This window comes from Bradyrhizobium sp. cf659, from assembly GCF_900113725.1.
GTDB lineage: Bacteria > Pseudomonadota > Alphaproteobacteria > Rhizobiales > Xanthobacteraceae > Bradyrhizobium.
Genome location: NZ_FOQJ01000010.1, coordinates 221,987 through 245,185, shown reverse-complemented (window position 1 = coordinate 245,185; position 23,199 = coordinate 221,987). Strand labels below are relative to the sequence as shown.

The following is a 23,199-nucleotide window of genomic DNA, read 5'->3' as shown; positions in this document are numbered from 1 at the left end:
CTCTGTCAGGGCCGTGACGCCATGCCTCAGTTTGCTGGCACGAAGCAGAAGGTTGTTAACGCAATCATCGAGGTCGAAAACGGTAAGCCCGCTCGGATAGTCAATATTGAAGGGACCTATCTGGATTTCGACAGTGCTGGCAAAATCCAGGAGTCTCTGTGGCGCGGCGTTGTAGAAGCGATGGATACGCACGATGCGCTGGAGAGGTCTAAACGCACAAAAGCATCAAAGGTTGTCGATCTAACGCCAAAGCTAAATCGCGAAAGATGGCAGAGAGAGAATCGCTGGACCCCAAGTCAACGCGACCTTGATCTTATCTGCAGCAATGTCTTTGGTCGACAGGATGCTTCGAAGACTCCTTTGAGGGTTGCGAAGGGAGTCGCTGCAAAACCGCCTCCTTTGACCTATGAGGCGAAAGCGGCAATCGATGAAATTCGGACGAAGCTTTTCACCGTCGAGGGAAAGCTGGAATTGTTAAGTGAGCAATCGCTGAAAGGCTTGGCGTTCGAAGCTCGCAGGCTCGCCAAGGATGATTCAAATCAGCTGTGGTTGGGAGTAGCCGAGGCCGCCGATCGCCGCGGCGAGATCCTGGCGAGACATCGCACGGGAAAAGGCACTTGGTATGCCTCCGTCGAGATTATCCGCTGGGATGCGAGCAAACGGTCAGGTGAATCCAGCAGCATCGCGCATGAGAAATGCAATTCTAAGAAGGAGGCTGAGGAGGCTGCCAGAAAACTCCTGTCCGAGAACGCAAAGCACTTTAGCGCCGAGACATCAGTCGAGGCTCGCGTGGTATGCGATCTGGAGTGGAACAGTGAGGAGGCCAGTTAGGCGCCGGATATTCGCAGGCCCGCATGCTGTGGCATGGCCCGCCAGAGTGAACCGGCGGGCCTTGCTCTTCTCGGCAGTCAAATCGGCTTCAAGACCGATGCAGCTGCACCACGGGCCACGGCGATGGTTTTGAGCGCCTTCTGGCGCCTGTCAAGAAATCGATCCCCTTTCGGGCACGCCTTTTGTCTATGCGGGTGGACCTTTCAGCAGGTCTACATAGCGGATATGTAAGGTGATCGGGCCCTTCGAGCCGTCCAAAAGAACCCTAACCTGGTTTGCTGTCGCGCCCGGCCCCAGAACAAAACCCTTCTTGCCACCGAGCCGAGGGCCCGCCGTGGCGGCAACGACAATTCGGCGGCCGCCCACCAGTCCTTCTTTGACGTCCGCAGGATCACCCCACCTCGATAGATTGCGATTTGTGCTGCGCGGCATGGCCTCTTTCATACCGCGGCGTTCTTGGACTTGGCCGATGAAAACACTGTGAACCCGCTGGATCGAATGCTGGGTGCTTCACCCGATTCGTAAATTCTCCGCCGACTCTTTGCCGCGATTTGTAACAACGTCGAAGCTAACCTTAGCTCCCTCTATGAGCGAGGTGTAACCAGCCTTCTCAACTGCCGAGATATGAACAAAGACGTCTTTGCCGCCCGAATCCGGTTGAATGAACCCGTATCCCTTCGTCGAGTTGAACCACTTTACCGTCCCCATAGCCACTTAACTTCTCCCTTTGAGACCATGCTGAGCATCCGCTAAAAACGGTCCCGACACCCCTACATGCCGGGACCGTTGGAGGCGACTTGGCGGTAATGGGATCGCCAAGCATCCCGAGCCTAGAAAGATTCGGCAATCGGCTCTGTTCGCTTTTGAACATTGGCTATAAGTTCCATTGGCGGGAACGGTACCTGCAATGAAAGACATGCAGGCTCAGTTGGAAAAGCTCCGCACAGATGCCGCCGAGTGCGCCCTCATCCGTGACCTGGCGACCGACCCGAAGAAACGAGAGTTTTTTACGCGGCTGGCCGATCAGGATTAGGGTCTGCCAACGGCGCTTTGACGCAGCGGGAAAAATCGGCAATACTCGCCGCATGGTTGCTCTCGATGAGATTGCAGATGCCAGCCGCCGCGAAGCTGACCGCGCGCATCGACTGAGATTAGAGGGCTTGGTCGAGGACATCCGGAAGGCCATAGAGGGACCGAGCAGCGCCAAAGAGAAGGTGGCGTGGATCAGAGAGTTGCTCGCCGTCCAGGGCTATCGCACCCAAGAGTAGACCCACCAGCGTGATCGCCCGATGCTTGCCGTGTTGCTGTCAGACCGGCGCAACAATTGCGTGTCCTACTTCACACTCGGAGGTGAGACATGTCTGATACAATCGGCCAAGCAAGCCTGGAGGCTGACGTGACCACGGAAGAACTGAACGTAGTCGATAAGACGACGTTTCGCGACCGCGCCTTCCTAGCTGTCTATGCATTAGCGGTCGTCATCGCCACGGCTGGTTGGCTCTACACCATCCTGCGCGCTGCACTAAAAGTCGCCGGTTGGCTCTTGGGCTAAACGGCCGCTGCTAGCTGGCTAATCTTGATTACGGCACAAACGATCATGCCCCACAGCGCGAAATTGATCTGCAACGCCTCCACCATTTCCATCCCCCCTTTTTCTGGGCAAGCCGCGTTCTTGGTGACACGGGTCCGCTTCAACCTAACGCAGTTGTCAAGCACTGCTCGCGGTTCGGCAAGCCCGGACCAATACTGACCACAGCCCTGAAGTGGGCACGGCGAACAGGAGTTCCGAGGGGAGCGGACGTTTGCGAGCCGGGCTCGCGTCGGCATCGGGCTAAAGGCGAAGGGTAAATAGGCGCCCACGATGCCGCGAGATGGGGAGGCGCCACACGATTTTCATTTTGTCGGAATCAAATTGAGTCGTTGCTTCAATTATAAGGACGCCATTCATGACCACGGAAAATTGCCTGATCGTCCACGTTGCTGGAAGAAAGTTGGATCTGCTGCGAGGAGAAGCCTCCCGCATTGCAAGGGACAGTAAAATTGATTGGTGGATCGATCGCGCCGATGTCGGCACGCGCTTCTGCTTTGAAGATGCGAAAGCGAAAGAAGCCTTCGCTCTCACCTGCGACAACTTCGGCATTCCGTGCCGCGACGGCTAGGAACTAAGCCCAATGGGAAAAGCCGCAGCGTGGTTCCAGCCCCACTGCGGCCATATCCCGGGCAACTTGCAATTAGCTGATACTTAAATCTCGCCGGTGTTCCTTCAGTAGAACGCCTCGTTCCGAAAATGGAGTCCGGACAACTACCGGAGTCCGCTGTTTCACCCGTTGTAATTAACGGCCGAACATGGCACCGCTCGCTCTTCCAGCCCCCGATGCTCCCGGCTGCCGATCCAATTGCGGATTAGAGCGCCGGGAGTGCTAGGCCCGCCAGCGTGAACCGGCGGGCTCTCTATGCTCCCGATGCGGGCTCTCATCAGTCGAGATTGAGCTTCTTTTGGAAAGCTCGGATCATGTCCTCGACGTGCCCAACAGCGAACAGGGCCCTCGCAACGCCATCTGGCGTCAGATCGTGGCTTACTACCTCGAACACTTGGCCATCGCTGCCGCTGCGCGTAAATTCTGTATCCCCAACAACTTCGAACACCGTTAGGGACGCAATACGTGCCATTTGCACAAGTTCTGAGAGGTCGCTCTCGAGATCAAGTGGGCTGATCGGCTGGCGCCGATTCTCGGCTATCGGCGTTGAGCTGGCCAAATCCGCGCTCTTCAGCATCATGTTCATGGCTTCTCTCCGCTCCTATGCTGCGAGCTCTCTCAGTGATTCGATCAGGTTACGGTTGGCGAAGTAGTACCAGCTTCGGCCGATCTTCTGCTTCTCGTCCTCGAGGTCGAAATAACTCTGCCGGAAACCGATCCCCTTTTCGATCTCCACGGAGTACTCCAGCAGTGCAATCACCCCGTTAAGGCTCGTCGGTACGACCGATGCAAGCTGGCATTCGGCCTCAATCTCAGCATCGGCCAAGCGGTCAAGATTTCGATGGTAGCTTATCCAGCGGGGATCATCTTTTTCGATGATCTCCTCCGCGGACCGCGTTCTACGCTTCTCTGGCGGAATGGCCTTCTCGATGCTGTCTTCCTGGTGGACGAGGGCGTTATAGGCCGCAACAGCACGTTTATGCGCATCCAGTGCGGCAAAGATTGGATCCACCTCCGTCGCCAACGATGTTGAGACGGAAAGTGCGGTGGCGCCGACGACCATATTCATGACTGACCTCCTAGTGATCTGTGCCCCGGGCTCAGCAATGTTTGAGCCAGCGGTTAGTTCTCGCCGCGCTGGTCCGGGCTGACATGCGTTGTGCCCGCTTTCCCGATGGGGGGAAGATGTCGAAAATTGCCGGGCGCCCGTGGCGCCATTCGCTACCGCGTTCATGTTCTTTCTCGAATTTGAGTGGTGATGATTGACCGAGCGTGGTCCGCCCTGCTCAGCCGGTTGCGCCATGCAGGAAAGTTTATGGTTGCTTCACCTCCTTTCGGGCTTGCCAACCGAACAGTTGGGGCCAAAGGGGATCGAAGTGTTCGCACAGCGTTTCAAATGCCGCGCGGGCCGCGCTCTCGACCAGATCGATTTGCAGGCGCGGCCACACCGCTGTGGCCTGTACCTGGGGCGTCCAATGGCTCGACGAAAAACCCTTGCGGACGCCGTCCAGGGTTTCGTGAAAATAGCCCTCGCATTGGCCAATCGTGCCAAACCTGAGAGCCAGCACACCAATTTCGCGCTGCTGCTCGGGCGAAAGCCGATCCCAAGCCTTGCCCGCATCAAACGCGGCGAGCTCGTGAAACGTGGGCAAGCGATCCGAGAGGGGGATTTCTGCCTCGGGGACTGCGACTTCTCCGGGCGCTGTGCCGCCGCGTCGGACGCCGATGATTGTCCGCGCATTCCAGATGGCCGCGCGCTTGCGGTCGCCTTTCTGCAAGAGAACATCGACCATGCCGCGAGGCGTCTTGGCGCCAGCGCTGACGCTGAGCACGACTTCCCCCGAGCCGGTCACATCACCGCGCAAAAGGTGGCGCGCGGGGACCTTGATGAGGGTGCTTTGGTTGGAGGGTGCGAGCATGGTCCGATTTCCTTATGCCCAACGCTGAGTGGGCAGATCGAAAGCCGGCGCCATGCCAGTGCGAGCGACGCGAGCCGCAGCGAAGCCGCTGCGCATCTGGAGGGCGAGGTAATAGCTGTACGACCGGTTGACGTGGTGGGCGGTGCCGCGCAGCGTCAGCTCGAAAGCGTAATCTTTCTTCGCTCGGGCATGGGCCTCGGTCATGAGCTTGGAGCGGAGCGCGTTGGCCGATGAGCGCGACTTGGTGTTGACGGAAGCCTCACGGCGGACCATGGCTGAGTTGCGGTTGAACTGCCCGGTCTGCTGATTGGTGAGGAAAGGTGCGGACATAGCTCCGCCGCTCACCGGGAGGGTGCTTTTGCTCATCTGTATTGCCTTTGGGCTTTTGTCTTGATACAAAATGGATCATAGCCATGATCCAAAAAGTGTCAAGCAGGAATTTGGATGATTTCAATCGAGCAAATCAGAGCGGCTCGCGGCTTGTTGGGTTGGTCTCAGACCGACCTTGCAGAGGCTGCCGGGCGCTCGCTACCGACCATCAAGCGTCTAGAGCGGGAGAGCGACGATGGCTCTGCTGTGTCGGAAGATGTTCGGGACGCGGTCCGCGGTGCGCTGGAGAAGGCTGGCGTCGAGTTCATCCCCGAGAATGGGGGAGGCGCGGGCGTGAGGATGAAGAAGCGGAAGCGCTGATTTTTAGTTCAGAAGTACCCCACCCCTTTTGGGGCCCCAGCCTTCCGACTTGCGAGCCCTAAAAGGCCATTTCCTGGGGCTGGATAAATCGGACGAACTTACACACCCCATAAAGAGCGAATATTTTTGAGCGGGAAATGCTCGATACCCCTATTTTCATAGGTCGAAAAATCATCTCGAAAATCGAAATAATTCGAATTTTGGGGCTCGCATTCCCTCACTCGTTCAAGCGCACTACGTTTCCGATAGAGGGCCGCCCGCTCCACCTTTTGGAGGCCGAAGTTCCAAATATCGCTTTGAAATTGCTTCCTCCTGCTTTTTTAGCGAGTCAAACCAAAATAAGGCGGAGGGCTTGGAATGCTTCAGCGCGAAGTCAATCGCTTCGGCTTTACGGCTCTCGGCAAGTTCTGACTCGTTCGAGAGCAGACTCGCCGCTCGTCGTATTTTTTCTAGATCCAGATCTATCAAATTAAGAGTGCTCGTAACCGAAAAGAAATGCTCTTGATCGCCCTGTTCGACTCCAGCGACTGTTTCTAAGTCAAGCTTCGATAGATCGCTTTTTTCCAGTATAGAGGCAATGCTAGACACGCTTCGGCAATGACTGATGAAAGGCGCGTAGCGCGTTAGCGATTGCTCGCCCAGCTTGTTGGAGATTTCGTATGATTTCTCTAAATCGATTACCGCGAGTAAGGCTTCCTCAGCTCTACGTCGGGCATCGACCGTACGAAGATACAGCCAGTTAACGAATGCCACCCGCCTACTACTCAGGGCAAGCGCCGCTTGCTTTTGTTGCCAGTCTACATTCGTCTTTGCGGCATCTTGTGCCGAGCGGTAGCTCATTTTTGCGCTTCTGTGGGCGCCATAGAATGCCAGGGCTGCAGCCAAAAGGGCAACAAGAGCCCCAATTATGGTTTGGTAATCCTTGACCCAACTCATGTGATCGACCTCTCAAATCGGGACTATTTGGTCACCGCTTAATGACATGCGTCCTGTTTTGCCCCAATTGCGATCAGCCGCCAGGACTCGCGAGCGCCCCTCCCCCCGAGCGCTACAAATTGGTAGATGCTATTTGGTATCCTCGGGTGATCGTTTACCAATTTTCGCAGTGAGTTCGGCTATTCGCTTGTCATCCTTCGCTTTGATCGCCTTCCGAAGCTCTTTCAGGTCGGCCTGCCTAAATCCAGTACTCCGCGTAGCCGCGCTGCGGTGAGAAGCCTCGATCGCTGCCGCAAGCCGCTCGCCCAATCTGCGTTGGGAGGCCTTCGGTGGCCCGAGATCCACCACATCGTCCCAACTGGCCGCCAATCCCTTCTTCAGTTGGCGAGTTGGTGGCTTGGCGGGCGATCGGGGCCGCTTCGATTCCTCGATGCTCTTAATTCCTCGCTCGATCACTCTCTCAGAATGCATGCCGCCAAAGGCTGGCTCTTCGCCGAGAACCTTATGGGCTGCCAGACGTAGCGCCCCTTTCACAATATCATCGAAACCGCCCTCGCGGAGCCAACGGCGATGGCGCCACTCGTCGTCGGACGAATAATCCATTTCGGCTTGTGGCAGGAGCAGCGCTTCCTGCAATTCTGTGACCGACAACCCCCGATCTGACTGTTTCTCGAACTTGCTGATCGCCTCCACGAGCGCGGAAAGCCGGCGGATTAGATAGGTTGCTTCGGTATCGTTGCCCGCCCGCCATCGCCCGGAGCAAAGCTGCGGCAAACTGGGATAGTGTGCGCTGCGCCTCGTCCTTGGCCCATTCAATCTGCCGGTCGGCACGAGCGTGGGGGTTGTCGCTAACGACCCTCAACTTGGGAGGCTTTTCGTCCTCGTCGTCATCACCATTGTCGCTTGGCATCGACGTCCCTGGCCGGCGGCTCTCCAGACTTGATTTCGTTTGATTAAAATCAAGACGGTAGAGGGTTCGACTGCTGTCAACCGCACTGATCTATAATCAATTGGTCGCCATTGTTCTGCAACTAGAATTTGTAGTAGCTTATCTCCGTTTCAGTGGGCCCAAGGCTGGGGAATGGGCATGCTCAGGATCGTACGGTTCCTTATTCTGTTTTGTGTTGCCATTAGCCTGTCTGCCTGCGTCACAACCTCCATGCAGGGATACGCTGACCGCGACCTGCCAGCGAAGCCTGTCAAGCGGGTCATCGCGTATGTTGCTGCTCAGGGGCCTCTCACCGCGAATATTCAGTCCAACATTCAAGAGGAAGCGCGCAAGCATCAGGTAGATGCCGAGGACGCTCTGAATATCTTTCCACCAACTCGCAAGTACACCGACGCCGAGGTTAGGAAGGGCTTGGCTGAGACAGGAATCGACGCGGTGCTGTTCATAAATGTTGGCGACACCGGAGTGCAGCGAGAATACGCAGGGACCATTCTTTCTGGGCAATACCTCGGTTCATCTTCGACGAGCGGCACGATCAACACAGCCGGTTCGTTCTCTACGGTATCCATGAGCGGCACGACCTCGGGAACAGTGACGGCCACCTCCACGCCAACGTACAGGTATCGACGTCAGACGAACTTCACCGCTCGGCTGGTCGAAGTTTCTAGCGGTCGAAACCTTTGGGTCGGAAACGGTCAAGTAAATGCTGGAGGGCTCCTTTTTGTAGGAGATGGAGCAAATGCGTCCAGCTCTGTCGCTGCGATATTCGATGATTTGCAGCGAAAAGGGATCATCTAATCTTCGAGGAGGCGGCAACCCGAGTGAATATGGCGCCGACCGTCCATCTCTCCCTGGCACTGGCACTCATTGCCGTCGGCTTGCGCTACACATCCTCAAAAGGAAATAGTGGGCGCGGCTCTTGCGCAGCCCCGAAAAAGCGTTCGATCAACGGCTGGTTTTCCGACCTGGATCTAGTGTACGCGAAGCGCCTCGCCTGGCTAACGACCTTCTTGTTTACCTCCGCGACGACCCTCGTCTGATCGGTCGACATCAGCCCCTGGAATACATGATTGCTATTCGCAGCTATGAAGAGCTTTCTTGGGCCGATAGGAAGAGAAATGAAGCCGTCACGATCCTTGATTCTCCAATAGTGAGCTGGGCGATCTGATGTAAGAAACTCGTGCCTTGCTTTTGGTAGGTCGAAAACCTTCCACTTCATGCCATTGATATGCGTGCCGACCTCAACGACCTCAATGGCCCGCATGATCATGTTGACTGTGATCTTATGCACAATGTTTGGATCGCGGCGCGCCAAAAACGCTTCAAATTTCTCTGGATCACCGGGCTTGCGCAGCTTCTCGTATTCGGCCTGTGACGGAGCATAGCTCCGACCCCATAGCCGCGGGATTGCGCGCCGAAGCTCTTCCATGGCGTCCGGGTGCCGAACCCTCAAGCTAAGAATGAAACGAGACCATCCGCTTCGAGCCTCGGCGGTCCAAGGTGAGGGATCTCGCATCAGAAATCGATGAAGCGCCTTAGCCCCTTCATCGTCGACGATCTGAAAGAATTTGCTCTCTAAGTGCTGATCGAAGCCCTCGGACCCCAACTCAGGAAAGGCATAAAGATCACGTTGAAACCCAGTCGCTATGGCGCTGACCGGCTTTTGAACTATTCGATCACCGTAAACCTTCTTATGTTCATAGAGCTGCCCCACCTCGTCGTGCCACTGCCGAAGGTAGAAGACAGGAATGAAATGATGGTCTCTTGGCAGTCCCATATTGCTATGTTGCCGCCGTTCCCATTAACGACGAAGTTGGACTTGGGCCCGCCTGCGCTTTCAGACGCCAAAGCCGGCCCTGTTGGTTTATCCATTTACCTTAGAAACATATGAGTTACTGCATCACTCGTGCTGAACATTCCAATAAGAAACAGGACCAAAGAAGTGATTGCAGCCAAGATTGCAGCGGAGTGAAAAATGAGATTCACGCGGCGCCAGATTCTCGATTTCGGGGTGTCTATAAGGTATGGATGCTCCCAGGTGCGCTTCATTGAGCCAGCGTTCTCACCGTTGGCATAGTGCGTCAGATAGGCAAGCGCCATCCCAGCAACTGCCAAGGCGACACCGAACGCAAACCACTTGATCGTTGAAGCGACATCGCCGACCCGGGCGAAGTCAACGGAAGTTTTTGACGCTACCCCGCCAAGAAAAGTGAGCACCCCAATCGCTGCACCGCCGTTTATGAGCACGAGCGTGCGGAGCGTGAGGTTCGACGCCGAAACGGTCTCTTTGTTTATCTCAGTCCTGAAATCCTGATTGGCGTCGTGAGCTCGTTTAGCGTCATCCCGCTTCAGCTCATGGGTCCACTTCCGCTCCTCAATTTGCTGCTCATGAGCCCATTTGACCTGCTCGAAGGGCGGCTCTTGCGGTTGATCAGGCATGTTTGCGCGAATCCAAGTAGTAGAAACTTATTGTCTCACAGCCTCGGGGGGAGGCAAGATGCCTGTGTAGGATGCTTGGGGAAGAGAAATGGCAGAGCTAAAAGGCGATATCGACTACACCGTAGAGGGCGACCAAGTCATCTTTCGCGCGAACACTCCGAAAGGTGAGGAATACCTTGAAGGCCCCGAATTCGCCGTACCCACTACCGATGCCAAGGAGTTTATCCACGAGGCGCGTACCGCTGGAATCGAGATAATTTCATTCTTCTGACGGATTTCAGCTTCCTGATGGCTTGCCGGTGAGGCAAAGAAACCCGTCACGATCGAGAACCGCGCCCGTTGCGACAAGACCAGCTATTTGCCGGTCCGCGTCGGCCTGGTCGATAGCGGTGATGAAATGCATCCGCCTCGCGGTTCGGCCTTGGCGGGATTCCAGCAATTCCAGACGACGGGCGAGGCTTGTCATCATGTCTGCACCCCAAGCACCGCGTGGATCAACTCTGCATCGCTCATCTGCCTCATGCGCTCTCCGGTGAGGCTTGGGACGGGTTGAAAGCTTGCCGTTCTGCCCGCCGGGCGTCCGGCAATGCTATCTATCGAGCGGTACAGTTGTTCATATTCCGCCGCCGGCATGGCTTGATTGAGCCGTTCACCGTACCAGCGCGGCCCCGGCAGGGGGCCATCCTCGAACCACTCGGCGCAGACCACCTTATCGCCAGGAGCAAAAGTCGCGCCTCTCAGCGCCCCGGCAACATCCGCCTCAGGTCGACGCCACACCACCAGCATTTCGTGAGGTCTAGCCGTGCGCACCTCGAGCTTCACGATGCGCGATTCCAAGCCGCGTCCCATCATTGCAGCACCGCAGGACGACCATGGACCATCAGCCACTCCTCAACCGTTGCACATGGCCAGGGGGCGACTATGAAGGAGTGCCCGGCGGACTTGGCTCCTTCAATCGCAGCCAGCTCGTCTGGCTTGGGCGGTTTACTTACATGATAGACATATGGGGGCCTGTCCTTTGCGCTCCGCCTCTCTTCCAATCTGGCCACGCGAGATTTCAGATTTCGCCCCATCATTGGCTAGTCATTCTTTCAAGCCTCTCCAACCGCTCGGAAAGTTCGGCCGTCTCGAATGCCTTCACATAGCTGTCGATCAGTTTGCCGATTTCTGCAGCGTCGGAAGGGGTGAGTTCGCCCGACGCGACCGCAGCGAGAACAGCGGATACGACGGCCGCGGCATCTTGGGCGCTCTTGATCTCGGGCAGGGTGAACGTCACCGGCCTATCCTTCCGAGGGGGCAGGATGCGATCCAGGCAGAGGCGCAGTGCGGTCATATCGCCGCCTAAGGCGAGGTCGATCGCCTTTTGTGTCAAGGCGGTGGCCTGCCCGTCCAAGAGAACTTCCAGCGCCAACGTTGTGGCATTACGAGCTCCCTTAGGGCGCCCACTGGGGTTTCCGGATTGCCCTTTCTGAAACGGGCGCCCACGCTGTTTTTCAACTGTTTTATCAGCTTCGGGCATCGGGAGCCGGCGCAGCTTCAACGATCAAGCGGAAGTTCTCATCCAGTCCGTAGCGCTGAGACTGTCCAACTTCATGGGTTACCTCACTGTCGGCCCAGATCACCGAACCGTCAGCATTGTTTCCCGCCTTGGTTTGGAAGCGCACGGCGAAGTGCTCATCGTTGCCCGACGTAATGGTCAAGGTGATCATGTGGCCTCACATTTTGATGTAGGTTGTGGCGAGGATGGTCGGCTGCACAGTTCTGTGTGCCTGGCCGCCCGTCCCGGAAACAGAGCCCGAGACACTCAGCGTGCCGGAGGCAGTGCCAGACACGCTAACGGTCGTGTTGCCACCAAAAGCGCCGCCTCCACCGACACCGGAGCCGACGTTGCCTCCAGTGAAGCCATTCGAACCAGTGCCACTGACGCTCATAGTCCCGCTGGTCGAGCCTGTAATGCTCAGAGAGGGCAATTGAGCCGCAATCAGCGTCACATTTTCGCTGCCGCCCGTAGCGCCCAATGTCGTGCCCAACGCACCGAAATAAGATGACGTAAGCCGTCCCGCTGCGCTGTTGCCCATGTCGTCGAGACTGGCGACAACGCGGCCTCGGCAATCTGGGAGAGCCAACGTCTTGTTAGCGGAAAAGTCGGCCGCCGCAGAGGGGCCCCGACCGCCGGAGACTGCTAGATTGCTATCAGCGCCCCAAAGAAAAGCAAACAGCGCTTGGGTGTCGGAATTGGCCCGCTCTGTAGCACCAGAAGTGGCATTGCCAATGCTTCTGCCGTTGCAGCGAACCCAGCCGGACAATATACCTGTGCCGTAAAACTGCATGAACGCGCCGGTCTGGAAGATTGTCGTCGGGTCGACCGTTCCACCGCCGCCCCCGCCGCCCGAAGGACCGACGATCAGTAGATTGTCCTGAACGAGCTTCTGATTGCCGTTCTTATCGGTGAGGCGGATTTTGATCGAGCCGTCAGCGCAAAAGAGCTGCGGTATGCGACCGGCGGCATCCAACGTGATCGGATTCGGCCACGGAAGGGTCAGTCCGCTATCTTGGTAGCAGTTCTGCGGTGCCGAAGGGGTGCCAGCCTGAATGAGGAAGAGCTTCCCGCCACTGAGAGGCTTGGCAAATTCGTCAAGCTGCTGCGTCATGCTGATGCCGGGGATAGTACCGGCGGCAAAAGTAGAACCCGTGAAAATCGAGAAGCCCAGCAGTGCTGTTGAGATTGCTTTAATGAAGCGCGCCATTTAGGCGGCTCCAGCGAATTGCCGCGGATCGATGCCGTCCGCCTCCAGTCGCACGATTACCGACTGGCGAAGGTATTCGGATTTCGATTGACACTTGCGTCGGGCAGCGGCGTCGATCGCTTCAGACAAGCCGATTGGCGCACGAAACTGCACCAACTGCTCGAACTTAAAGGAAACGTCCATCTCTTTTCCTCATGCAATCTGCATGGGATTGTCAGTAGGCGAGATGGGTGAGGCCCTGCCATACCAACGCTGCGGGTGTTGCGAGTTTGGTGGAGGTTGCGGATCTTGCAGCGCGATTGGTCCGCTAACTAGGAAAGCTGACGTACCTCGGCGACTGCCGGCACGTCCGCGAAGGGCCACTAGCTGAAATTGGATCAATCATCGCTAGGTGTCGGCTACGTTCGCTGTAGCGGGCCGAAAGTCGAGCTTGTGCGTCGGCGCGAACGCACACTGGCCTACAATAGAGGTGCGGAGTCATCAGAAAGACGATTGATCACCGCAAGTGCTCCATCAACGAACGCTTGGCACTCCGCGTGGGTCTTGAAAGTGCCCTTGTACTTCCCCATCAGAAAGACGGTTCGTCCATGGCCCTTTCCGAAGAAGTATTGGCCTACATCTCTCCCGTCTTCGTCCTTGAGCGCAACATTGTCGATGCTTTGTGCTGCCTTGAGATCGGTCATAGGAAGCCTAATCTGCATTAAGTACCCCCGTGGACTCGCGGCCCGAGTTTAGAACGCTTCCTAAAGTTAAGGATACGCTTCCCGAATGATCCCTGCCGAGCCCCTGATCTAACAAAAAAGCCCGGCTAAAGAGTTGCCGGGAGTACCCCGTTAGCGCCATTGGCTGACCGCCTGGCAAAGCATACCCTCCGGCCCTCTACACGGGTAGGGGGGCATCATTATGCGTCTGGTGATTATCGCTTTTGGCCTGCTCATGGCCGGACCCGCACTGGCCCAGCCGCCAGAAATCCTTGAACCAAAGGACACGATCGATCTGGCGGTCGGGGAATCCAGAACGCTGGTATTTGAAAAGCCGTTCAAAGACCCCACGGTCGTTACCCATGGCACGGCAGAACTGATACCGCAGACCGACCGGAAACTTACCGTATCCGGACTCGCCCCTGGTCGCACCCTGTTGATTGTCAACCAGCCCGGCGAGGAGCCGTATATGGCGGCCATCAACGTCACGCCGTCCAGCGGACATCTCATCAAGTTCTACGGGACGGGCGGCAAGGATTACATCGGCTGGTATTGCAGTGAAACCGGGTGCGGGCGCGCGGACCTCGACAAGAAGCTGGCGAATGGCGGGCGCGACCCGGATGAACCATCTGCTGAATCTGTCACAGTGACAAGGCCCACGCAGGACGGCGGCACGGTGTCGACAACCAAGCAATATGGGCGGTAGCGGCTCCCTCGGGGACAGGGCACCTGATCCCAGTCGTCGAAGTCAGCTATGGGTCACATGCGGTCATCGTGACGCTGCCGGGGCTTGTCCGGTCCGCCTCGACATGCGGACTGTCTTGGGCCGGGCAGACCGAAGCGCTCAAAGTACTGCCGCACGCGCGAACTGAACAAATCGCCTGCATGATAAGCCTCGAGAGCCGTGACATCGCCATCCAGGAACATCGCAAGCGCGACTTGGCTGACAACCCAAACGCCGCCTCCGACACGACGCCCGAGACCATGCTGAGGGCACCAGTTCCGGATCGTTGTCTCCGACTTCCCAGCCCTCTTAGCTGCCGCAGCTAGACTGATCCCTTCCCGAGGGTCATATGGCGTGAGCACCTTCAGATGAGCAGCCTCAGGCACTTTCACGCTCGACCGTCCTGAGTAGCGTTGCCAACGGTCCCGCCGACCCACCCGATCTGGCTAAAGCATGCTGAATGGTCTCCACCGGGCAGCCATGCTGGAGAGCCAAGGACGCGACGATTGCCGCGTCCTGAGCGTTGGTTTCGGCTGCCGTGCCTACCTTCGTCCCGTTGATGAAGACCTCGGCAATCCGGCCATCCTCGAACCGGCCGATGCCGCCGGTATAGGACTGACCATCACATTCGAACCGGAAGAGCCAATGGGCTCGCCGGTCCTTCAGGCGGGTTCGGAGGCCCGTCATTGCCGACCTCCTACCTCTCCATGGGCGCCCAAATCATCCATAGGCGCCCCTGTTTGGAAGGGGGCGCCCATGGGCTTTTCGGGCGCCCATGATGCGTCCGACAACTCCAGCACGTAGCGGGAACCGGGGCCGAAGCCCTCTCGGATCGACCTGATCCCGAGCTCGGTTCGAGCATCACGGAAGGCCTTGCTCTTGCTCAGCCGCTTGTCTTCCTCCAGCAGCGCCGCCGCCCGGGCCTGGCGCTCGACCTCCAAAACGTCCACCGGTCCACCCGACAAGATGTCCTTCAGGAACTGGATGACATCTTCCTTGCCGCCACCAGACTGGCCCTTCTTGGTCCCGCGGTTCTCAGAGGCGCTCAGCGCTTCATCGATCGACTCACTGACATGGTCGCCCTCGAACATGACGTTCGATGACATCACGTCGTCCCCGACCAAGCGCTGCTCGAGCCGGAAAGCCAGCCCCTTGCACTTCTTGCCGAGGTTGTTCTTGGCCTGGAGCAGGAACCGCCGCTCGTCGTCTTCCGGGTCCTCGATCACGGCGAACGCGGCGCGAGCCGCAGCCACGAATGCGATCGAGCCGGCAAACCGGTTGAGTGCGCTCTGGTTGCCGCCCCCTCCTCCCTTGTTGAGGTGGGTTACGGCCACCACGGCGATCCGGAGGCGGTTGGCCATGTCAGCCAGCGGCTCCAGGACCTCTCGGGTCTCCACGTTCCCGTTGCCATCGCTACCGCCCATGTACGCCGAGATCGGATCGACGATGATCAGCTTCACCGTGCCGATTTTCCTCGCCATGTCTTCGAGCAGATCGACATCCGTCTTCAGGCTGAACGTCTTTCGGCCGGTCCCGTCCGGCTTGGTGGCGGACGACACGATGTGAACGCGCTCGCGGTCAGCTCCCGCCGCCATGAGGCGCGGGATGATGGTGTCTTGCACGCCATCCTCCGCGGACATGAAGATGACGTCTCCCGGGAGCGTTGAGCCTTCACCGCACGGCCAGTGACCACCGTTCGAGACGGTGGCCGACATGAACGCGGTGAGCTGACTCTTGCCGAGCCCGGGCGGTCCGCCGAGCAAAACGAGCTTGCCCTCGGGGAGGCGGCCCGGCCAGACCCACACCAACTTCTCGGGCTCGAGGTCGCTGGCGCGATGCGCGATCAACCGTCGCTTCAGGGGTTTCGAGCCTGACGACGCCTGTTCCGGCTTTTGCTTTTGGTCGGCAGCCCTCTCCGCATGCTTTCCGATCAAATCCTCGATGTCTTTTCGATCGCGGCCGAAGCACCCGTGAGCCATGGCGATTTCAAACAGGCGATCGACCATCACATTTTTGGGCACCCACTGGCTCGCCACGGCATCCGCGAGCGTCGCTGCGGCTTCCGTGAAAACAGCGAGCTTGGCGTCCTGAGACGCCAATGCCACGCTGCGCTTTACCTCGCGCAATATCTTTGCGGCCGTGGGTCCGTATTGCCGCTCATCACTGTGGGCCGTGTCGGCTGCTTCGTCTCCGGGACCGCTCTGCGGGTGGTCAAAGGCCTGGGCGTTCGCGGACAGAGCTTCAGCGCGGCGCTTCAACTCGTCTGCGGTCAGGGGCGCGCGTGATTGATGAAAGTTCATTACGCGGCCTCTGCAACAACGATGACGGGGGTTTCGAGCCGGTAGCGGCCATGCGTCCCCGGAAATGAACCGCGGTGCGGCTCATACTCGGTGGTGATGGTCAGCCCGGCGCGGCGGAGCTTGAAGATGTAGTGCGACCAGCGCGGCGCCGGATGATCGATCGTGGTCACGCCTCGCGGCCCGGCATCGATCAGCCGCTGCAACGTCCAGGCCTCGCGTCCCGCGAAGGTCAGGCGGGACCCGCTCGGCATACGGATGGTGATGCTGCTCATTGCTCCACCCCCGATCCGATGCCGGCGAGGTTTGCGATCAGATCTGCCACGGCGGGGTGGACGCGGTACCGCCGCGCGACGTAGCTGCCGGCCCGGGTGTTCGGGCAAACAACGACCATGCGCCAGCTGAAGAGGGGGAGATCGGAAACCGATTGTGCTTTGGGATGTCGTTTGATACAGGTTTTCAAGTTCGAGACTCCTAGAGAGCCCGGTGCGCACGATCTGATCCGCCAAGATGAGGATCGTGCAGCCGGGTCTTCGTTTTGAGGGGGACGATTGATTAGGCAGCGCGGTCGACTTCAGACGTCGATCTGACCAGCGGCCCGATCTTTTTCTTTGCCCAGGCATCCAGTCCTGAGACCGGATAGAGGGGAAATCTGCCGGCGTGAAACGGCGGTCCCTCCGAGCTGACGCAGGCCAGCTTCGCCAAAGTTTTGGGTGAGCAGGGCACGTTGTACGTATCGACCACGTACTTCGCCGCCTGCGCGCGCCGCAGGAGGCGTTCCGATTTGCTTTCCTCAGGTTCTGTCATTTGCGCTCCACTTGAGAAGGTGGCCAATCCACCCGCTGCAACTGGATGCAAATTGCAAAAAACGCAGGAAATCCGATACTTATGAAATTCCTGAACTGGCCAATTCGGAACGGCAAATTTCCCGAACTGGCCAGTTCGGACTAAGTTGCTCGCTGCTTTTTGGGCCTGGGGAAGCGAGCTTTGACCAAAGGCCGCAACTCGTCAGCGAGCGTCTTCTCGGCAAAAGCATTAAGGCCAAGCTCTTTGAGCTTCTTGTTCACTTGAGAGAACATTGCACCTGCGGCCCCTTTCGCGCTCTTCCTGGCGGCGCCGTTTCTCTCATCGGAGGCAAATCCATCGTAGAGTTCGTTGAGCAGTTTCTTTTTCAGCTCAGCTCGTTCCTGCTTGACGGCTGGCCCTTGCGCTCGCCCTTGAATGCTTTTCAGGCCAACGGCCGCCAACTCGTGCTCGTCCGACCCTTCAAACCGCATCCAATGCCAAGCATCTGCGAATTGGTAGATCGCACGTTGGAGTTGCTGGTTTCCCTTAGTGAGCCGGTGGACGAAGTCTGAAGCAGCAAGAAACTTTGCCGCAGCAGCCGGTGGCGAGAGAAAACCGTTCTTCATTCCAGTTTCGAACCACCAACGCTGGAAGGTAAGCCGGTCGATCTTATGCTTTTGCTTCCACGTTTTCGCCGAGGCCGTTGCTTCGTCAGCATCATCAGCCACGCCGAAAAAGTCTTTCTCCCCGGTCTCCCTTAGCCATTGATTGGCGACTTCAAAGAGAGATGCGTAGGTTTCAGCTTCGGCATACCCAGTATGGTTTGCTAAAGAAAGTGTCTCTTCGAAATCCGAAAACAAGAACGTCTCGCTTGAATCGCGAACACCCCGCGTCTCGTAAAATGTAATGCTCCCGCTCTCCGCGTGTTCGCTCTGGCTGCGTCGATGATCAAACTTGGCTAACGATGGTCTCCCCTTCTTCTTTGAACGCGTTTTCCCAACCTCACGACTTGGCGCCGCCTCACGGGCGGTTTTTGATGATCGGAGCAGGCGTCGGAGAGATTCGGATCGCGCCCAACTCTCCGGAAGATTTCCGGTCGGTTTCTTTGCCAAAAGCCCCTCCGCATGGAGCATCCGCAATGTGACGACGCGGCAGGCTGGTGCGGACCAGCTTTTCGGGAGCTACCCTAGCCGCGCCGATTGATCAGGCCTTCCGAAGTTGGACGACCTTGCTTTGTTTCTTTCCAGTCATGGCATCGTCGATATGTCTAGCGATCCGATCGGCCGCTGCGAGGAGCGCCGAATCGATCTTGTGAATATATCCTTCAGTGACGCTTGCCCTGGAATGCCCAATCAGCGCCTTGATGGTCGGGATCGAATAGCCGATATCCTCGGCCGTCGAGCTGAACGAGTGCCGCAGCCCGTGGCAGGTAATCCCCGGCACATCTTTGGCAGAGACCTTCTTCAGCCAGCGGGTCAGGCCGGTGTGGTGCTTCGCGTCGGTCGTGACGGCGGGGAAGACGAACTTGGATTTCGACTTGGCCATTGCCGTCTTCAGAACGGCAATAACGGCCGGCCCCACAGGCCGGATGCTTTTGCCGGTCTTGCTGTCGCCGAGCCGGAGCGCCATTCCGATAGGGTCGACTTCGGTCTTGAGCAGGCCTTCAACCTCATCCAGACGGCAGCCCGTCATCGCAGCGGTCCTGCTCGCAAGGATAGGCTGCCAATGCTCGCCGTTCGCCTCTGCGCTGGCGAGGCATTTGCCTAGGCGACGATAGCCCGCATCGTCCAGGCGCCACTCGAGCGTTTGGTCCTTTGGCCGTCTGATACCGCTTATGGGGTTGTCTGGCCGGTAGCCTTCATCGACAGCGTAGCTAAAAATCCCACCCAGGAGACCCATTGTACGGGACGCGGTCCCCTTCCCGCCCGTCACAATCGCGCGGCCCCGCTTCCTAGTCTTCACGTCAGCGGCGGACTTGCCGGCGATGATGTCGCGCTGAAGGCCCTTGGCATCAGTGGAGGTGAATCCTTTCACAGTCTTCTTGCCAACAAGCTTGATGATGTGCCGCTCGATACGCCCTTTGTCGCTGTACAGGGTCGTCTGGCTCTTAGTTTCGCCCCGGCGCGTCAGGATCAGGCCGCGCTCGGCCTTGTCCAAGTACTCCCTGCATAGTTCCGCAACGGTCATTGCGCCTCGGGCGAGCTTCTTGCTCTCGACGGGATCTGAGCCCCTCACGACATCCGCCAGGGCGAGTTTAGCGTCCTTGCGGGCCTCTTCTGGCGTCAGAACGCCATACCGACCTAGCGTGAGCCGGCGGCTCCGACCATTGGCATTCCGGTACTGGACGATGAAGGACTTCGCGCCGCTCTTCTTTACCCGCAGGCCAAAGCCAGGCAGCTCGTCGTCCCATACAAAGACGTCGGCTCCGGTGGTTTCGGCGCTATCGACCGTGCGTTTAGTGAGTTTCGGCAATTTTCCCTCAGGTAAGCACCGGGTAAGCAGGCGCCGGAAAACGAGGGAAATTCGGAGCAACGACCGTAGCCCCCAAATCAGGCTGGTTTTAGCCTATATCTGGGGGCCATCAATTCCAAGTGATTTCGGGTAAGCAGGGGTAATTTCCCCACCTTTGCCCTCCGAAGGCAAAGGTCACACGTTCGAATCGTGTCGGGTGCGCCAGCCTTGTAGCCGTCTTTACGCGCCTAGCTGAGCATCGAGATCATCGTCTGGATCTGGTCGGAGGCGGACGTGACGAGCCCGTCGTAGGACGTCTGGCCGTGTGCGGCGGCCTTCAGGATGCATTCGGCCACAGCCGCTTTCAGACCGAAGACCGATTGATGGGCCGGCACGCTCGCCATCACGGTCTCCAGCGCTTGACGCATCGTCTGAATGAGTTCGGAGCTGTATTGCATGGGCTGTCCTCCGCGAGCTCATATTAGATCGCGTGCCCATGCTTGCCACTCACAAGCCTGAGACTGTTCTTTGAACCTGGTCGAGACTGAACGTCTCAATTCAAACGCCAGATCGCCGCATTGAGCAGGCCGGCAAACGCGACCCCGGCTGCGTAAGGCGCGAAAAGCATCGATCACCTCGCGCTTCTCGTTGCCCGATTGTATCATCTTCCCATGAGCGAATCCGACACGGTGACTGGCGACACTTCGCCCGTCCGCAAGATCATCCATATCGACATGGATGCGTTCTATGCGTCCGTGGAGCAGCGCGACAATCCGGACCTGCGCGGCAAGCCGGTCGCGGTCGGAGGCTCCGCCGAACGCGGCGTCGTCGCGGCCGCCAGCTACGAGGCTCGCAAGTTCGGCGTTCGCTCTGCCATGCCCTCAGTGACTGCGAAGCGGCAATGTCCCGATCTGATCCTCGTCAGGCCGCGCTTCGAGGTCTACAAGGCGATCTCCAGACAGATCCGCGACATCTTTGCCGAGCACACCCCGGTCATCGAGCCGTTGTCGCTCGACGAGGCCTATCTCGACGTGACGGAAAACCTGCAAGGCATCCCGCTGGCGCGCGACGTCGCGCTGCGGATCCGCGAGAAGATCAAGGCCGAGACGGGGCTCAACGCTTCGGCAGGCATCTCCTACAACAAGTTTCTGGCCAAGCTCGCCTCCGATCATCGCAAGCCCAACGGTCAGTTCGTGATCTCTCCGGAGATGGGACCCGCCTTCGTCGAGGCGCTGCCCGTCGGCAAGTTCCATGGCATCGGTCCGGCGACAGCCGCGAAGATGAATGCGCTCGGCCTGTTCACCGGCCTCGACATCCGCAACCAGACGCTGGAGTTCATGAACGCGAATTTCGGCAAGTCGGGCGCCTATTACTATTGGATCTCACGCGGCGTCGACGAACGTCCGGTCCGGGCCAACCGGATCCGCAAGTCCATCGGTGCGGAGAACACGTTCTCGACCGACCTCGACGAATTCGACGCGCTGGTCACCGAGCTCAAGCCTCTCGTCGACAAGGTCTGGCGCCATTGCGAGGCGACCGGCAACCGCGGCCGCACCGTCACCTTGAAGATCAAATTTGCCGACTTCGAGATCATCACGCGTAGCAGGTCCGCACCAACACCGGTTGCAGGCCGGGACGATCTGGAGCGGCTGGCCTGCGGCCTGCTCGAAGTCGAGATGCCGCTGCCCAAGCGCGTCAGGCTCTTGGGCGTATCGCTGTCTGCCCTCCAGGACGGGGATGATCCGGAGCCGCAGCTGACTTTCGGCATCTGAACCGGATGGACAAGGCGCTCAGCGAACGCGACGTCTTTGCCCGCGACGCGTCTCCAAACCTGTCGCAGAGGCAGCAAATGCGGCTTTTCGCATACGGTGACGGGATTTTTCAAACCCGCCACCAATAGACGTGTCGATCGGCCCGCACCAATCAATGCTTCATCTGCTCGAACACCACGATCACGCCGGTCGGCTCGGGCTCGTGCGCCGTCAGCCGTGTCAGCTCTGCATCGGCCCAGTCGGCGAGGCTGACGACTTCGCCCGTCTGGCGGTCTGCACCTGGCGACGGCGTGGGTTCGAGGACCTTGAGTCCGCTCTCGTCGACGAAGAAGGTGTGCTCGCCGAACATGCTGTTGAGCTGGGGCACGGCGGGATGCTCGTCGGGCAGCACCTGGGCGCCGAGTTGCGTGATGGTCTGCTTCACCTGCGCGGATGTGAGCTTCATGCGCTGCTCCGTTTCTGTCGTTCGGGGTTTCATTGATTTGGGCCAGAGCGGGCGTTCCCTGCGCCCTGGTTCGCCTGGCTCAAATTTCCGAACGGATGCTGCGCGCAAATGTTCCGGTGAAATGTATTTCGTGATCGCGCGTTGCATCTGCCGCGCTCACGGCACGGGATCGCCACAGGATGTCCATGATCTGCCCGTGCGCTGCTCTAATCGGCGGCTTCGACGATCCGGATGTCGCGGTCCGCGCCGTCACCGAGCAAATCATGAGCAGCCTGGTAGGCCGGGCCCGCATACGCGGCCTTGGCGCGCTCGACGTTGTCGAACTCGATGAGAACGACGCGTTCCATCTGGCCGAGCTCGAAGGCCGCAGCCGGCACCCCGCGCGCGAGCACACGGCCGCCGGCCGCCTCGATCGCCGGGCGCGACAGCTTGGCATAGACCGCCATGGCGTCGGGGTTCTTGATCGCGCGGTAAGTGGCAACCCAATAGGCTTTGGCCATTCTTCTTCTCCTGATGTCTCGTGATCCGTTACTCGCTCCTGACCTCGCCGACCGAGAGCGCGCAGATGCGTGACAGATATGTGTAGGGCAGACCGGTCTCCTCGGCCCAGGCGTTGAACTGCGCCTGCACTTTTGCGAGATCGCCCTTCGACTTCACCTCTTCGCCGATATCGAGGCCGGCACCGCGCAGGCAGGCCACGACGTCCTTGGAGGTGACGAAACCGTCCCAGCCGACGAAGCGCAGCAGCATCTGGCCGGTGTTGCCGCCCAGCCGGCTGCCGCGCTTGGTGAGGAGATCGAGCAGGCCGATCTCGTCGGACGACGGCCACTTCGCCAGAAACTTGCCGAAGCTGCCGTGCTCCTTTGCGACCGCCTGGACGAAGGCGGCGTTGTCGCGCACCGACATGATCTTGGCGCCGTTGCGCACGATGCGCGCATCGCGCAGCCGGCCTTCCCAATAGTCTTCCGGCTGGAAGGTCAGCTTGGCCGGCTGGAAATGCAGGAAGGCCTCTTCAAAGCCGTCCCATTTCGAATCGATCACGCTCCAGGCAAAGCCCGCGCAAAACACCCGCTTGGTCATCTCGGCGAGGATGCGGTCGTCGCCGAGCTTCGCGAGGCGCTTGAGGTCGGGCCTGTCAGGCATCAGCCTGTCCAGCGCCCTGGGGCCGCCCTTGCGCTTCTCGGCGCGGGCACGAATGGTCTTGAACGAGGTCATGCGGACACGGGCGGTTGAGGGTGCGCCACGACAGCAGAATTCGATGGTCCGGTCCAGACCTGCGACGCCAGGTGCCTTGCCTCCTGCAATACGCCGCGG

The 23,199-nt window shown here is 58.7% G+C and carries 36 protein-coding genes; 9 read left to right on the top strand and 27 right to left on the bottom strand.

What is annotated here, in order from left to right; all coding sequences use genetic code 11:
• Positions 1 to 21 precede the first annotated feature (21 nt).
• Positions 22 to 831 (top strand): hypothetical protein, encoded by an 810-nt coding sequence (locus tag BM118_RS40850; RefSeq protein ID WP_143099551.1) that lies wholly within the window; start codon positions 22 to 24, stop codon positions 829 to 831.
• A 510-nt stretch (positions 832 to 1,341) separates the two neighbouring features.
• On the opposite strand, the gene BM118_RS31635 is transcribed toward BM118_RS40850, so the two are convergent.
• Positions 1,342 to 1,545: a cold-shock protein gene (locus tag BM118_RS31635; RefSeq protein WP_092190636.1), complete on the bottom strand. Its 204-nt coding sequence runs from the start codon at positions 1,543 to 1,545 to the stop codon at positions 1,342 to 1,344.
• Between the two features lie 193 nt (positions 1,546 to 1,738).
• Here BM118_RS31635 and BM118_RS42610 point away from each other — a divergent pair, with 193 nt between their 5' ends.
• From BM118_RS42610 to BM118_RS31620, 3 genes are all read left to right on the top strand, one after another.
• Positions 1,739 to 1,864 (top strand): hypothetical protein, encoded by a 126-nt coding sequence (locus tag BM118_RS42610; RefSeq protein WP_283806385.1) that lies wholly within the window; start codon positions 1,739 to 1,741, stop codon positions 1,862 to 1,864.
• Between the two features lie 324 nt (positions 1,865 to 2,188).
• Entirely contained in the window at positions 2,189 to 2,383 is a 195-nt protein-coding gene (locus BM118_RS31625; protein WP_092190632.1) for a hypothetical protein, read from the top strand.
• A gap of 394 nt (positions 2,384 to 2,777) precedes the next feature.
• Positions 2,778 to 2,990 (top strand): hypothetical protein, encoded by a 213-nt coding sequence (locus tag BM118_RS31620; protein WP_092190631.1) that lies wholly within the window; start codon positions 2,778 to 2,780, stop codon positions 2,988 to 2,990.
• A 316-nt stretch (positions 2,991 to 3,306) separates the two neighbouring features.
• Here BM118_RS31620 and BM118_RS31615 read toward each other — a convergent pair whose 3' ends face one another.
• The 4 genes from BM118_RS31615 to BM118_RS31600 form a co-directional block, all read right to left on the bottom strand.
• On the bottom strand, positions 3,307 to 3,615 hold the full coding sequence (locus BM118_RS31615) for a hypothetical protein (protein ID WP_092190629.1): 309 nt from the start codon (positions 3,613 to 3,615) through the stop codon (positions 3,307 to 3,309).
• A gap of 15 nt (positions 3,616 to 3,630) precedes the next feature.
• Positions 3,631 to 4,098, bottom strand: a complete 468-nt coding sequence (locus tag BM118_RS31610) for a hypothetical protein (protein WP_092190627.1) — start codon at positions 4,096 to 4,098, stop codon at positions 3,631 to 3,633.
• A 244-nt stretch (positions 4,099 to 4,342) separates the two neighbouring features.
• Complete coding sequence (locus BM118_RS31605; RefSeq protein WP_092190625.1) at positions 4,343 to 4,948, bottom strand: hypothetical protein; 606 nt, start codon at positions 4,946 to 4,948, stop codon at positions 4,343 to 4,345.
• 12 nt (positions 4,949 to 4,960) lie between these two features.
• Entirely contained in the window at positions 4,961 to 5,314 is a 354-nt protein-coding gene (locus BM118_RS31600) for a hypothetical protein (protein ID WP_143099550.1), read from the bottom strand.
• Positions 5,315 to 5,392: 78 nt separating this feature from the next.
• Here BM118_RS31600 and BM118_RS31595 point away from each other — a divergent pair, with 78 nt between their 5' ends.
• A complete protein-coding gene (locus tag BM118_RS31595) occupies positions 5,393 to 5,638 on the top strand; it encodes a helix-turn-helix domain-containing protein (RefSeq protein ID WP_092190622.1) in 246 nt (81 codons plus the stop codon).
• Positions 5,639 to 5,872: 234 nt separating this feature from the next.
• Here BM118_RS31595 and BM118_RS40845 read toward each other — a convergent pair whose 3' ends face one another.
• Entirely contained in the window at positions 5,873 to 6,574 is a 702-nt protein-coding gene (locus BM118_RS40845; RefSeq protein WP_143099549.1) for a hypothetical protein, read from the bottom strand.
• Between the two features lie 129 nt (positions 6,575 to 6,703).
• Complete coding sequence (locus BM118_RS31590; protein ID WP_092190620.1) at positions 6,704 to 7,267, bottom strand: hypothetical protein; 564 nt, start codon at positions 7,265 to 7,267, stop codon at positions 6,704 to 6,706.
• Positions 7,268 to 7,661: 394 nt separating this feature from the next.
• Between BM118_RS31590 and BM118_RS31585 the strand changes: the two genes are divergently transcribed.
• Positions 7,662 to 8,321 carry a hypothetical protein gene (locus BM118_RS31585; protein WP_092190618.1) on the top strand — a complete coding sequence of 220 codons (660 nt, stop codon included), beginning with the start codon at positions 7,662 to 7,664 and terminating at the stop codon, positions 8,319 to 8,321.
• Between the two features lie 85 nt (positions 8,322 to 8,406).
• Here the strand turns inward: BM118_RS31585 and BM118_RS31580 are convergent, their stop codons facing one another.
• A complete protein-coding gene (locus tag BM118_RS31580) occupies positions 8,407 to 9,300 on the bottom strand; it encodes a DUF4238 domain-containing protein (protein ID WP_092190616.1) in 894 nt (297 codons plus the stop codon).
• 95 nt (positions 9,301 to 9,395) lie between these two features.
• Positions 9,396 to 9,962, bottom strand: a complete 567-nt coding sequence (locus BM118_RS31575; RefSeq protein ID WP_092190614.1) for a hypothetical protein — start codon at positions 9,960 to 9,962, stop codon at positions 9,396 to 9,398.
• A gap of 88 nt (positions 9,963 to 10,050) precedes the next feature.
• Here BM118_RS31575 and BM118_RS31570 point away from each other — a divergent pair, with 88 nt between their 5' ends.
• Complete coding sequence (locus tag BM118_RS31570) at positions 10,051 to 10,233, top strand: hypothetical protein (protein ID WP_092190613.1); 183 nt, start codon at positions 10,051 to 10,053, stop codon at positions 10,231 to 10,233.
• A 6-nt stretch (positions 10,234 to 10,239) separates the two neighbouring features.
• On the opposite strand, the gene BM118_RS40840 is transcribed toward BM118_RS31570, so the two are convergent.
• The 7 genes from BM118_RS40840 to BM118_RS31540 all read right to left on the bottom strand — a co-directional run bounded on the left by BM118_RS40840 (position 10,240) and on the right by BM118_RS31540 (position 13,392).
• The gene (locus BM118_RS40840; protein ID WP_143099548.1) at positions 10,240 to 10,431 is read right to left on the bottom strand and encodes a hypothetical protein; all 192 of its coding nucleotides are present in this window, start codon (positions 10,429 to 10,431) and stop codon (positions 10,240 to 10,242) included.
• Positions 10,428 to 10,799, bottom strand: a complete 372-nt coding sequence (locus BM118_RS31565) for a hypothetical protein (RefSeq protein WP_143099547.1) — start codon at positions 10,797 to 10,799, stop codon at positions 10,428 to 10,430. Before BM118_RS31565 ends, BM118_RS40840 begins: the two co-directional genes overlap by 4 nt.
• A 235-nt stretch (positions 10,800 to 11,034) precedes the next feature.
• Positions 11,035 to 11,481, bottom strand: coding sequence for a DUF5681 domain-containing protein (locus tag BM118_RS31560; protein WP_092190609.1), 447 nt, complete (start codon positions 11,479 to 11,481; stop codon positions 11,035 to 11,037).
• A complete protein-coding gene (locus tag BM118_RS31555; RefSeq protein WP_092190607.1) occupies positions 11,468 to 11,671 on the bottom strand; it encodes a hypothetical protein in 204 nt (67 codons plus the stop codon). The genes BM118_RS31560 and BM118_RS31555 overlap by 14 nt, the downstream gene beginning before the upstream one ends.
• Before the next feature lie 6 nt (positions 11,672 to 11,677).
• Positions 11,678 to 12,709, bottom strand: coding sequence for a hypothetical protein (locus BM118_RS41845; RefSeq protein ID WP_092190605.1), 1,032 nt, complete (start codon positions 12,707 to 12,709; stop codon positions 11,678 to 11,680).
• Positions 12,710 to 12,892: a hypothetical protein gene (locus tag BM118_RS31545; RefSeq protein WP_092190603.1), complete on the bottom strand. Its 183-nt coding sequence runs from the start codon at positions 12,890 to 12,892 to the stop codon at positions 12,710 to 12,712.
• A gap of 275 nt (positions 12,893 to 13,167) precedes the next feature.
• A complete protein-coding gene (locus tag BM118_RS31540) occupies positions 13,168 to 13,392 on the bottom strand; it encodes a hypothetical protein (RefSeq protein WP_244550280.1) in 225 nt (74 codons plus the stop codon).
• A 220-nt stretch (positions 13,393 to 13,612) separates the two neighbouring features.
• Here BM118_RS31540 and BM118_RS31535 point away from each other — a divergent pair, with 220 nt between their 5' ends.
• Complete coding sequence (locus BM118_RS31535; protein WP_092190600.1) at positions 13,613 to 14,116, top strand: pilus assembly protein N-terminal domain-containing protein; 504 nt, start codon at positions 13,613 to 13,615, stop codon at positions 14,114 to 14,116.
• A 396-nt stretch (positions 14,117 to 14,512) separates the two neighbouring features.
• On the opposite strand, the gene BM118_RS31525 is transcribed toward BM118_RS31535, so the two are convergent.
• The 8 genes from BM118_RS31525 to BM118_RS31495 form a co-directional block, all read right to left on the bottom strand.
• On the bottom strand, positions 14,513 to 14,821 hold the full coding sequence (locus BM118_RS31525) for a TSCPD domain-containing protein (protein WP_210189070.1): 309 nt from the start codon (positions 14,819 to 14,821) through the stop codon (positions 14,513 to 14,515).
• Positions 14,818 to 16,434, bottom strand: coding sequence for an AAA family ATPase (locus BM118_RS31520; RefSeq protein WP_092190598.1), 1,617 nt, complete (start codon positions 16,432 to 16,434; stop codon positions 14,818 to 14,820). Before BM118_RS31520 ends, BM118_RS31525 begins: the two co-directional genes overlap by 4 nt.
• The gene (locus BM118_RS31515) at positions 16,434 to 16,706 is read right to left on the bottom strand and encodes a winged helix domain-containing protein (protein ID WP_092190596.1); all 273 of its coding nucleotides are present in this window, start codon (positions 16,704 to 16,706) and stop codon (positions 16,434 to 16,436) included. The genes BM118_RS31520 and BM118_RS31515 overlap by 1 nt, the downstream gene beginning before the upstream one ends.
• Positions 16,703 to 16,894 carry a hypothetical protein gene (locus BM118_RS40830; RefSeq protein WP_143099546.1) on the bottom strand — a complete coding sequence of 64 codons (192 nt, stop codon included), beginning with the start codon at positions 16,892 to 16,894 and terminating at the stop codon, positions 16,703 to 16,705. Before BM118_RS40830 ends, BM118_RS31515 begins: the two co-directional genes overlap by 4 nt.
• A 92-nt stretch (positions 16,895 to 16,986) precedes the next feature.
• Positions 16,987 to 17,238 carry a hypothetical protein gene (locus tag BM118_RS31510; RefSeq protein ID WP_092190594.1) on the bottom strand — a complete coding sequence of 84 codons (252 nt, stop codon included), beginning with the start codon at positions 17,236 to 17,238 and terminating at the stop codon, positions 16,987 to 16,989.
• Between the two features lie 140 nt (positions 17,239 to 17,378).
• The gene (locus BM118_RS31505) at positions 17,379 to 18,077 is read right to left on the bottom strand and encodes a hypothetical protein (protein ID WP_092190592.1); all 699 of its coding nucleotides are present in this window, start codon (positions 18,075 to 18,077) and stop codon (positions 17,379 to 17,381) included.
• A 343-nt stretch (positions 18,078 to 18,420) separates the two neighbouring features.
• Positions 18,421 to 19,689 carry a tyrosine-type recombinase/integrase gene (locus BM118_RS31500; protein ID WP_092190590.1) on the bottom strand — a complete coding sequence of 423 codons (1,269 nt, stop codon included), beginning with the start codon at positions 19,687 to 19,689 and terminating at the stop codon, positions 18,421 to 18,423.
• 227 nt (positions 19,690 to 19,916) lie between these two features.
• Positions 19,917 to 20,126 carry a hypothetical protein gene (locus tag BM118_RS31495; RefSeq protein WP_027542110.1) on the bottom strand — a complete coding sequence of 70 codons (210 nt, stop codon included), beginning with the start codon at positions 20,124 to 20,126 and terminating at the stop codon, positions 19,917 to 19,919.
• Between the two features lie 213 nt (positions 20,127 to 20,339).
• On the opposite strand from BM118_RS31495, the gene dinB reads away from it, so the two are divergent.
• Positions 20,340 to 21,440 carry a DNA polymerase IV gene (dinB, locus tag BM118_RS31490; RefSeq protein ID WP_092190697.1) on the top strand — a complete coding sequence of 367 codons (1,101 nt, stop codon included), beginning with the start codon at positions 20,340 to 20,342 and terminating at the stop codon, positions 21,438 to 21,440.
• 151 nt (positions 21,441 to 21,591) lie between these two features.
• On the opposite strand, the gene BM118_RS31485 is transcribed toward dinB, so the two are convergent.
• The 3 genes from BM118_RS31485 to BM118_RS31475 form a co-directional block, all read right to left on the bottom strand.
• Positions 21,592 to 21,885 (bottom strand): hypothetical protein, encoded by a 294-nt coding sequence (locus BM118_RS31485; protein WP_092190588.1) that lies wholly within the window; start codon positions 21,883 to 21,885, stop codon positions 21,592 to 21,594.
• 206 nt (positions 21,886 to 22,091) lie between these two features.
• Positions 22,092 to 22,385 carry a DUF1330 domain-containing protein gene (locus BM118_RS31480; protein WP_092190586.1) on the bottom strand — a complete coding sequence of 98 codons (294 nt, stop codon included), beginning with the start codon at positions 22,383 to 22,385 and terminating at the stop codon, positions 22,092 to 22,094.
• A gap of 28 nt (positions 22,386 to 22,413) precedes the next feature.
• Complete coding sequence (locus tag BM118_RS31475) at positions 22,414 to 23,100, bottom strand: DNA-3-methyladenine glycosylase I (protein WP_177234871.1); 687 nt, start codon at positions 23,098 to 23,100, stop codon at positions 22,414 to 22,416.
• Positions 23,101 to 23,199: the final 99 nt, after the last annotated feature.

What these genes read in the sequence shown, in the direction of transcription:
- BM118_RS42610 (WP_283806385.1), top strand. Translation starts at nt 1,739, where the DNA reads ATGAAAGACATGCAGGCTCAGTTGGAAAAGCTCCGCACAGATGCCGCC.
- BM118_RS31570 (WP_092190613.1), top strand. Translation starts at nt 10,051, where the DNA reads ATGGCAGAGCTAAAAGGCGATATCGACTACACCGTAGAGGGCGACCAA.
- BM118_RS31595 (WP_092190622.1), top strand. Translation starts at nt 5,393, where the DNA reads ATGATTTCAATCGAGCAAATCAGAGCGGCTCGCGGCTTGTTGGGTTGG.
- BM118_RS31605 (WP_092190625.1), bottom strand. Translation starts at nt 4,948, where the DNA reads ATGCTCGCACCCTCCAACCAAAGCACCCTCATCAAGGTCCCCGCGCGC.
- BM118_RS31580 (WP_092190616.1), bottom strand. Translation starts at nt 9,300, where the DNA reads ATGGGACTGCCAAGAGACCATCATTTCATTCCTGTCTTCTACCTTCGG.
- BM118_RS41845 (WP_092190605.1), bottom strand. Translation starts at nt 12,709, where the DNA reads ATGGCGCGCTTCATTAAAGCAATCTCAACAGCACTGCTGGGCTTCTCG.
- BM118_RS31475 (WP_177234871.1), bottom strand. Translation starts at nt 23,100, where the DNA reads ATGACCTCGTTCAAGACCATTCGTGCCCGCGCCGAGAAGCGCAAGGGC.
- BM118_RS31560 (WP_092190609.1), bottom strand. Translation starts at nt 11,481, where the DNA reads ATGCCCGAAGCTGATAAAACAGTTGAAAAACAGCGTGGGCGCCCGTTT.
- BM118_RS31610 (WP_092190627.1), bottom strand. Translation starts at nt 4,098, where the DNA reads ATGAATATGGTCGTCGGCGCCACCGCACTTTCCGTCTCAACATCGTTG.
- BM118_RS31510 (WP_092190594.1), bottom strand. Translation starts at nt 17,238, where the DNA reads ATGACAGAACCTGAGGAAAGCAAATCGGAACGCCTCCTGCGGCGCGCG.
- BM118_RS31495 (WP_027542110.1), bottom strand. Translation starts at nt 20,126, where the DNA reads ATGCAATACAGCTCCGAACTCATTCAGACGATGCGTCAAGCGCTGGAG.
- BM118_RS31625 (WP_092190632.1), top strand. Translation starts at nt 2,189, where the DNA reads ATGTCTGATACAATCGGCCAAGCAAGCCTGGAGGCTGACGTGACCACG.
- BM118_RS31555 (WP_092190607.1), bottom strand. Translation starts at nt 11,671, where the DNA reads ATGATCACCTTGACCATTACGTCGGGCAACGATGAGCACTTCGCCGTG.
- BM118_RS31525 (WP_210189070.1), bottom strand. Translation starts at nt 14,821, where the DNA reads ATGACGGGCCTCCGAACCCGCCTGAAGGACCGGCGAGCCCATTGGCTC.
- BM118_RS40845 (WP_143099549.1), bottom strand. Translation starts at nt 6,574, where the DNA reads ATGAGTTGGGTCAAGGATTACCAAACCATAATTGGGGCTCTTGTTGCC.
- BM118_RS31545 (WP_092190603.1), bottom strand. Translation starts at nt 12,892, where the DNA reads ATGGACGTTTCCTTTAAGTTCGAGCAGTTGGTGCAGTTTCGTGCGCCA.
- BM118_RS31485 (WP_092190588.1), bottom strand. Translation starts at nt 21,885, where the DNA reads ATGAAGCTCACATCCGCGCAGGTGAAGCAGACCATCACGCAACTCGGC.
- dinB (WP_092190697.1), top strand. Translation starts at nt 20,340, where the DNA reads ATGAGCGAATCCGACACGGTGACTGGCGACACTTCGCCCGTCCGCAAG.
- BM118_RS31540 (WP_244550280.1), bottom strand. Translation starts at nt 13,392, where the DNA reads ATGACCGATCTCAAGGCAGCACAAAGCATCGACAATGTTGCGCTCAAG.
- BM118_RS31575 (WP_092190614.1), bottom strand. Translation starts at nt 9,962, where the DNA reads ATGCCTGATCAACCGCAAGAGCCGCCCTTCGAGCAGGTCAAATGGGCT.
- BM118_RS31520 (WP_092190598.1), bottom strand. Translation starts at nt 16,434, where the DNA reads ATGAACTTTCATCAATCACGCGCGCCCCTGACCGCAGACGAGTTGAAG.
- BM118_RS40840 (WP_143099548.1), bottom strand. Translation starts at nt 10,431, where the DNA reads ATGATGACAAGCCTCGCCCGTCGTCTGGAATTGCTGGAATCCCGCCAA.
- BM118_RS40850 (WP_143099551.1), top strand. Translation starts at nt 22, where the DNA reads ATGCCTCAGTTTGCTGGCACGAAGCAGAAGGTTGTTAACGCAATCATC.
- BM118_RS31585 (WP_092190618.1), top strand. Translation starts at nt 7,662, where the DNA reads ATGCTCAGGATCGTACGGTTCCTTATTCTGTTTTGTGTTGCCATTAGC.
- BM118_RS31600 (WP_143099550.1), bottom strand. Translation starts at nt 5,314, where the DNA reads ATGAGCAAAAGCACCCTCCCGGTGAGCGGCGGAGCTATGTCCGCACCT.
- BM118_RS31615 (WP_092190629.1), bottom strand. Translation starts at nt 3,615, where the DNA reads ATGAACATGATGCTGAAGAGCGCGGATTTGGCCAGCTCAACGCCGATA.
- BM118_RS31620 (WP_092190631.1), top strand. Translation starts at nt 2,778, where the DNA reads ATGACCACGGAAAATTGCCTGATCGTCCACGTTGCTGGAAGAAAGTTG.
- BM118_RS31515 (WP_092190596.1), bottom strand. Translation starts at nt 16,706, where the DNA reads ATGAGCAGCATCACCATCCGTATGCCGAGCGGGTCCCGCCTGACCTTC.
- BM118_RS31535 (WP_092190600.1), top strand. Translation starts at nt 13,613, where the DNA reads ATGCGTCTGGTGATTATCGCTTTTGGCCTGCTCATGGCCGGACCCGCA.
- BM118_RS31480 (WP_092190586.1), bottom strand. Translation starts at nt 22,385, where the DNA reads ATGGCCAAAGCCTATTGGGTTGCCACTTACCGCGCGATCAAGAACCCC.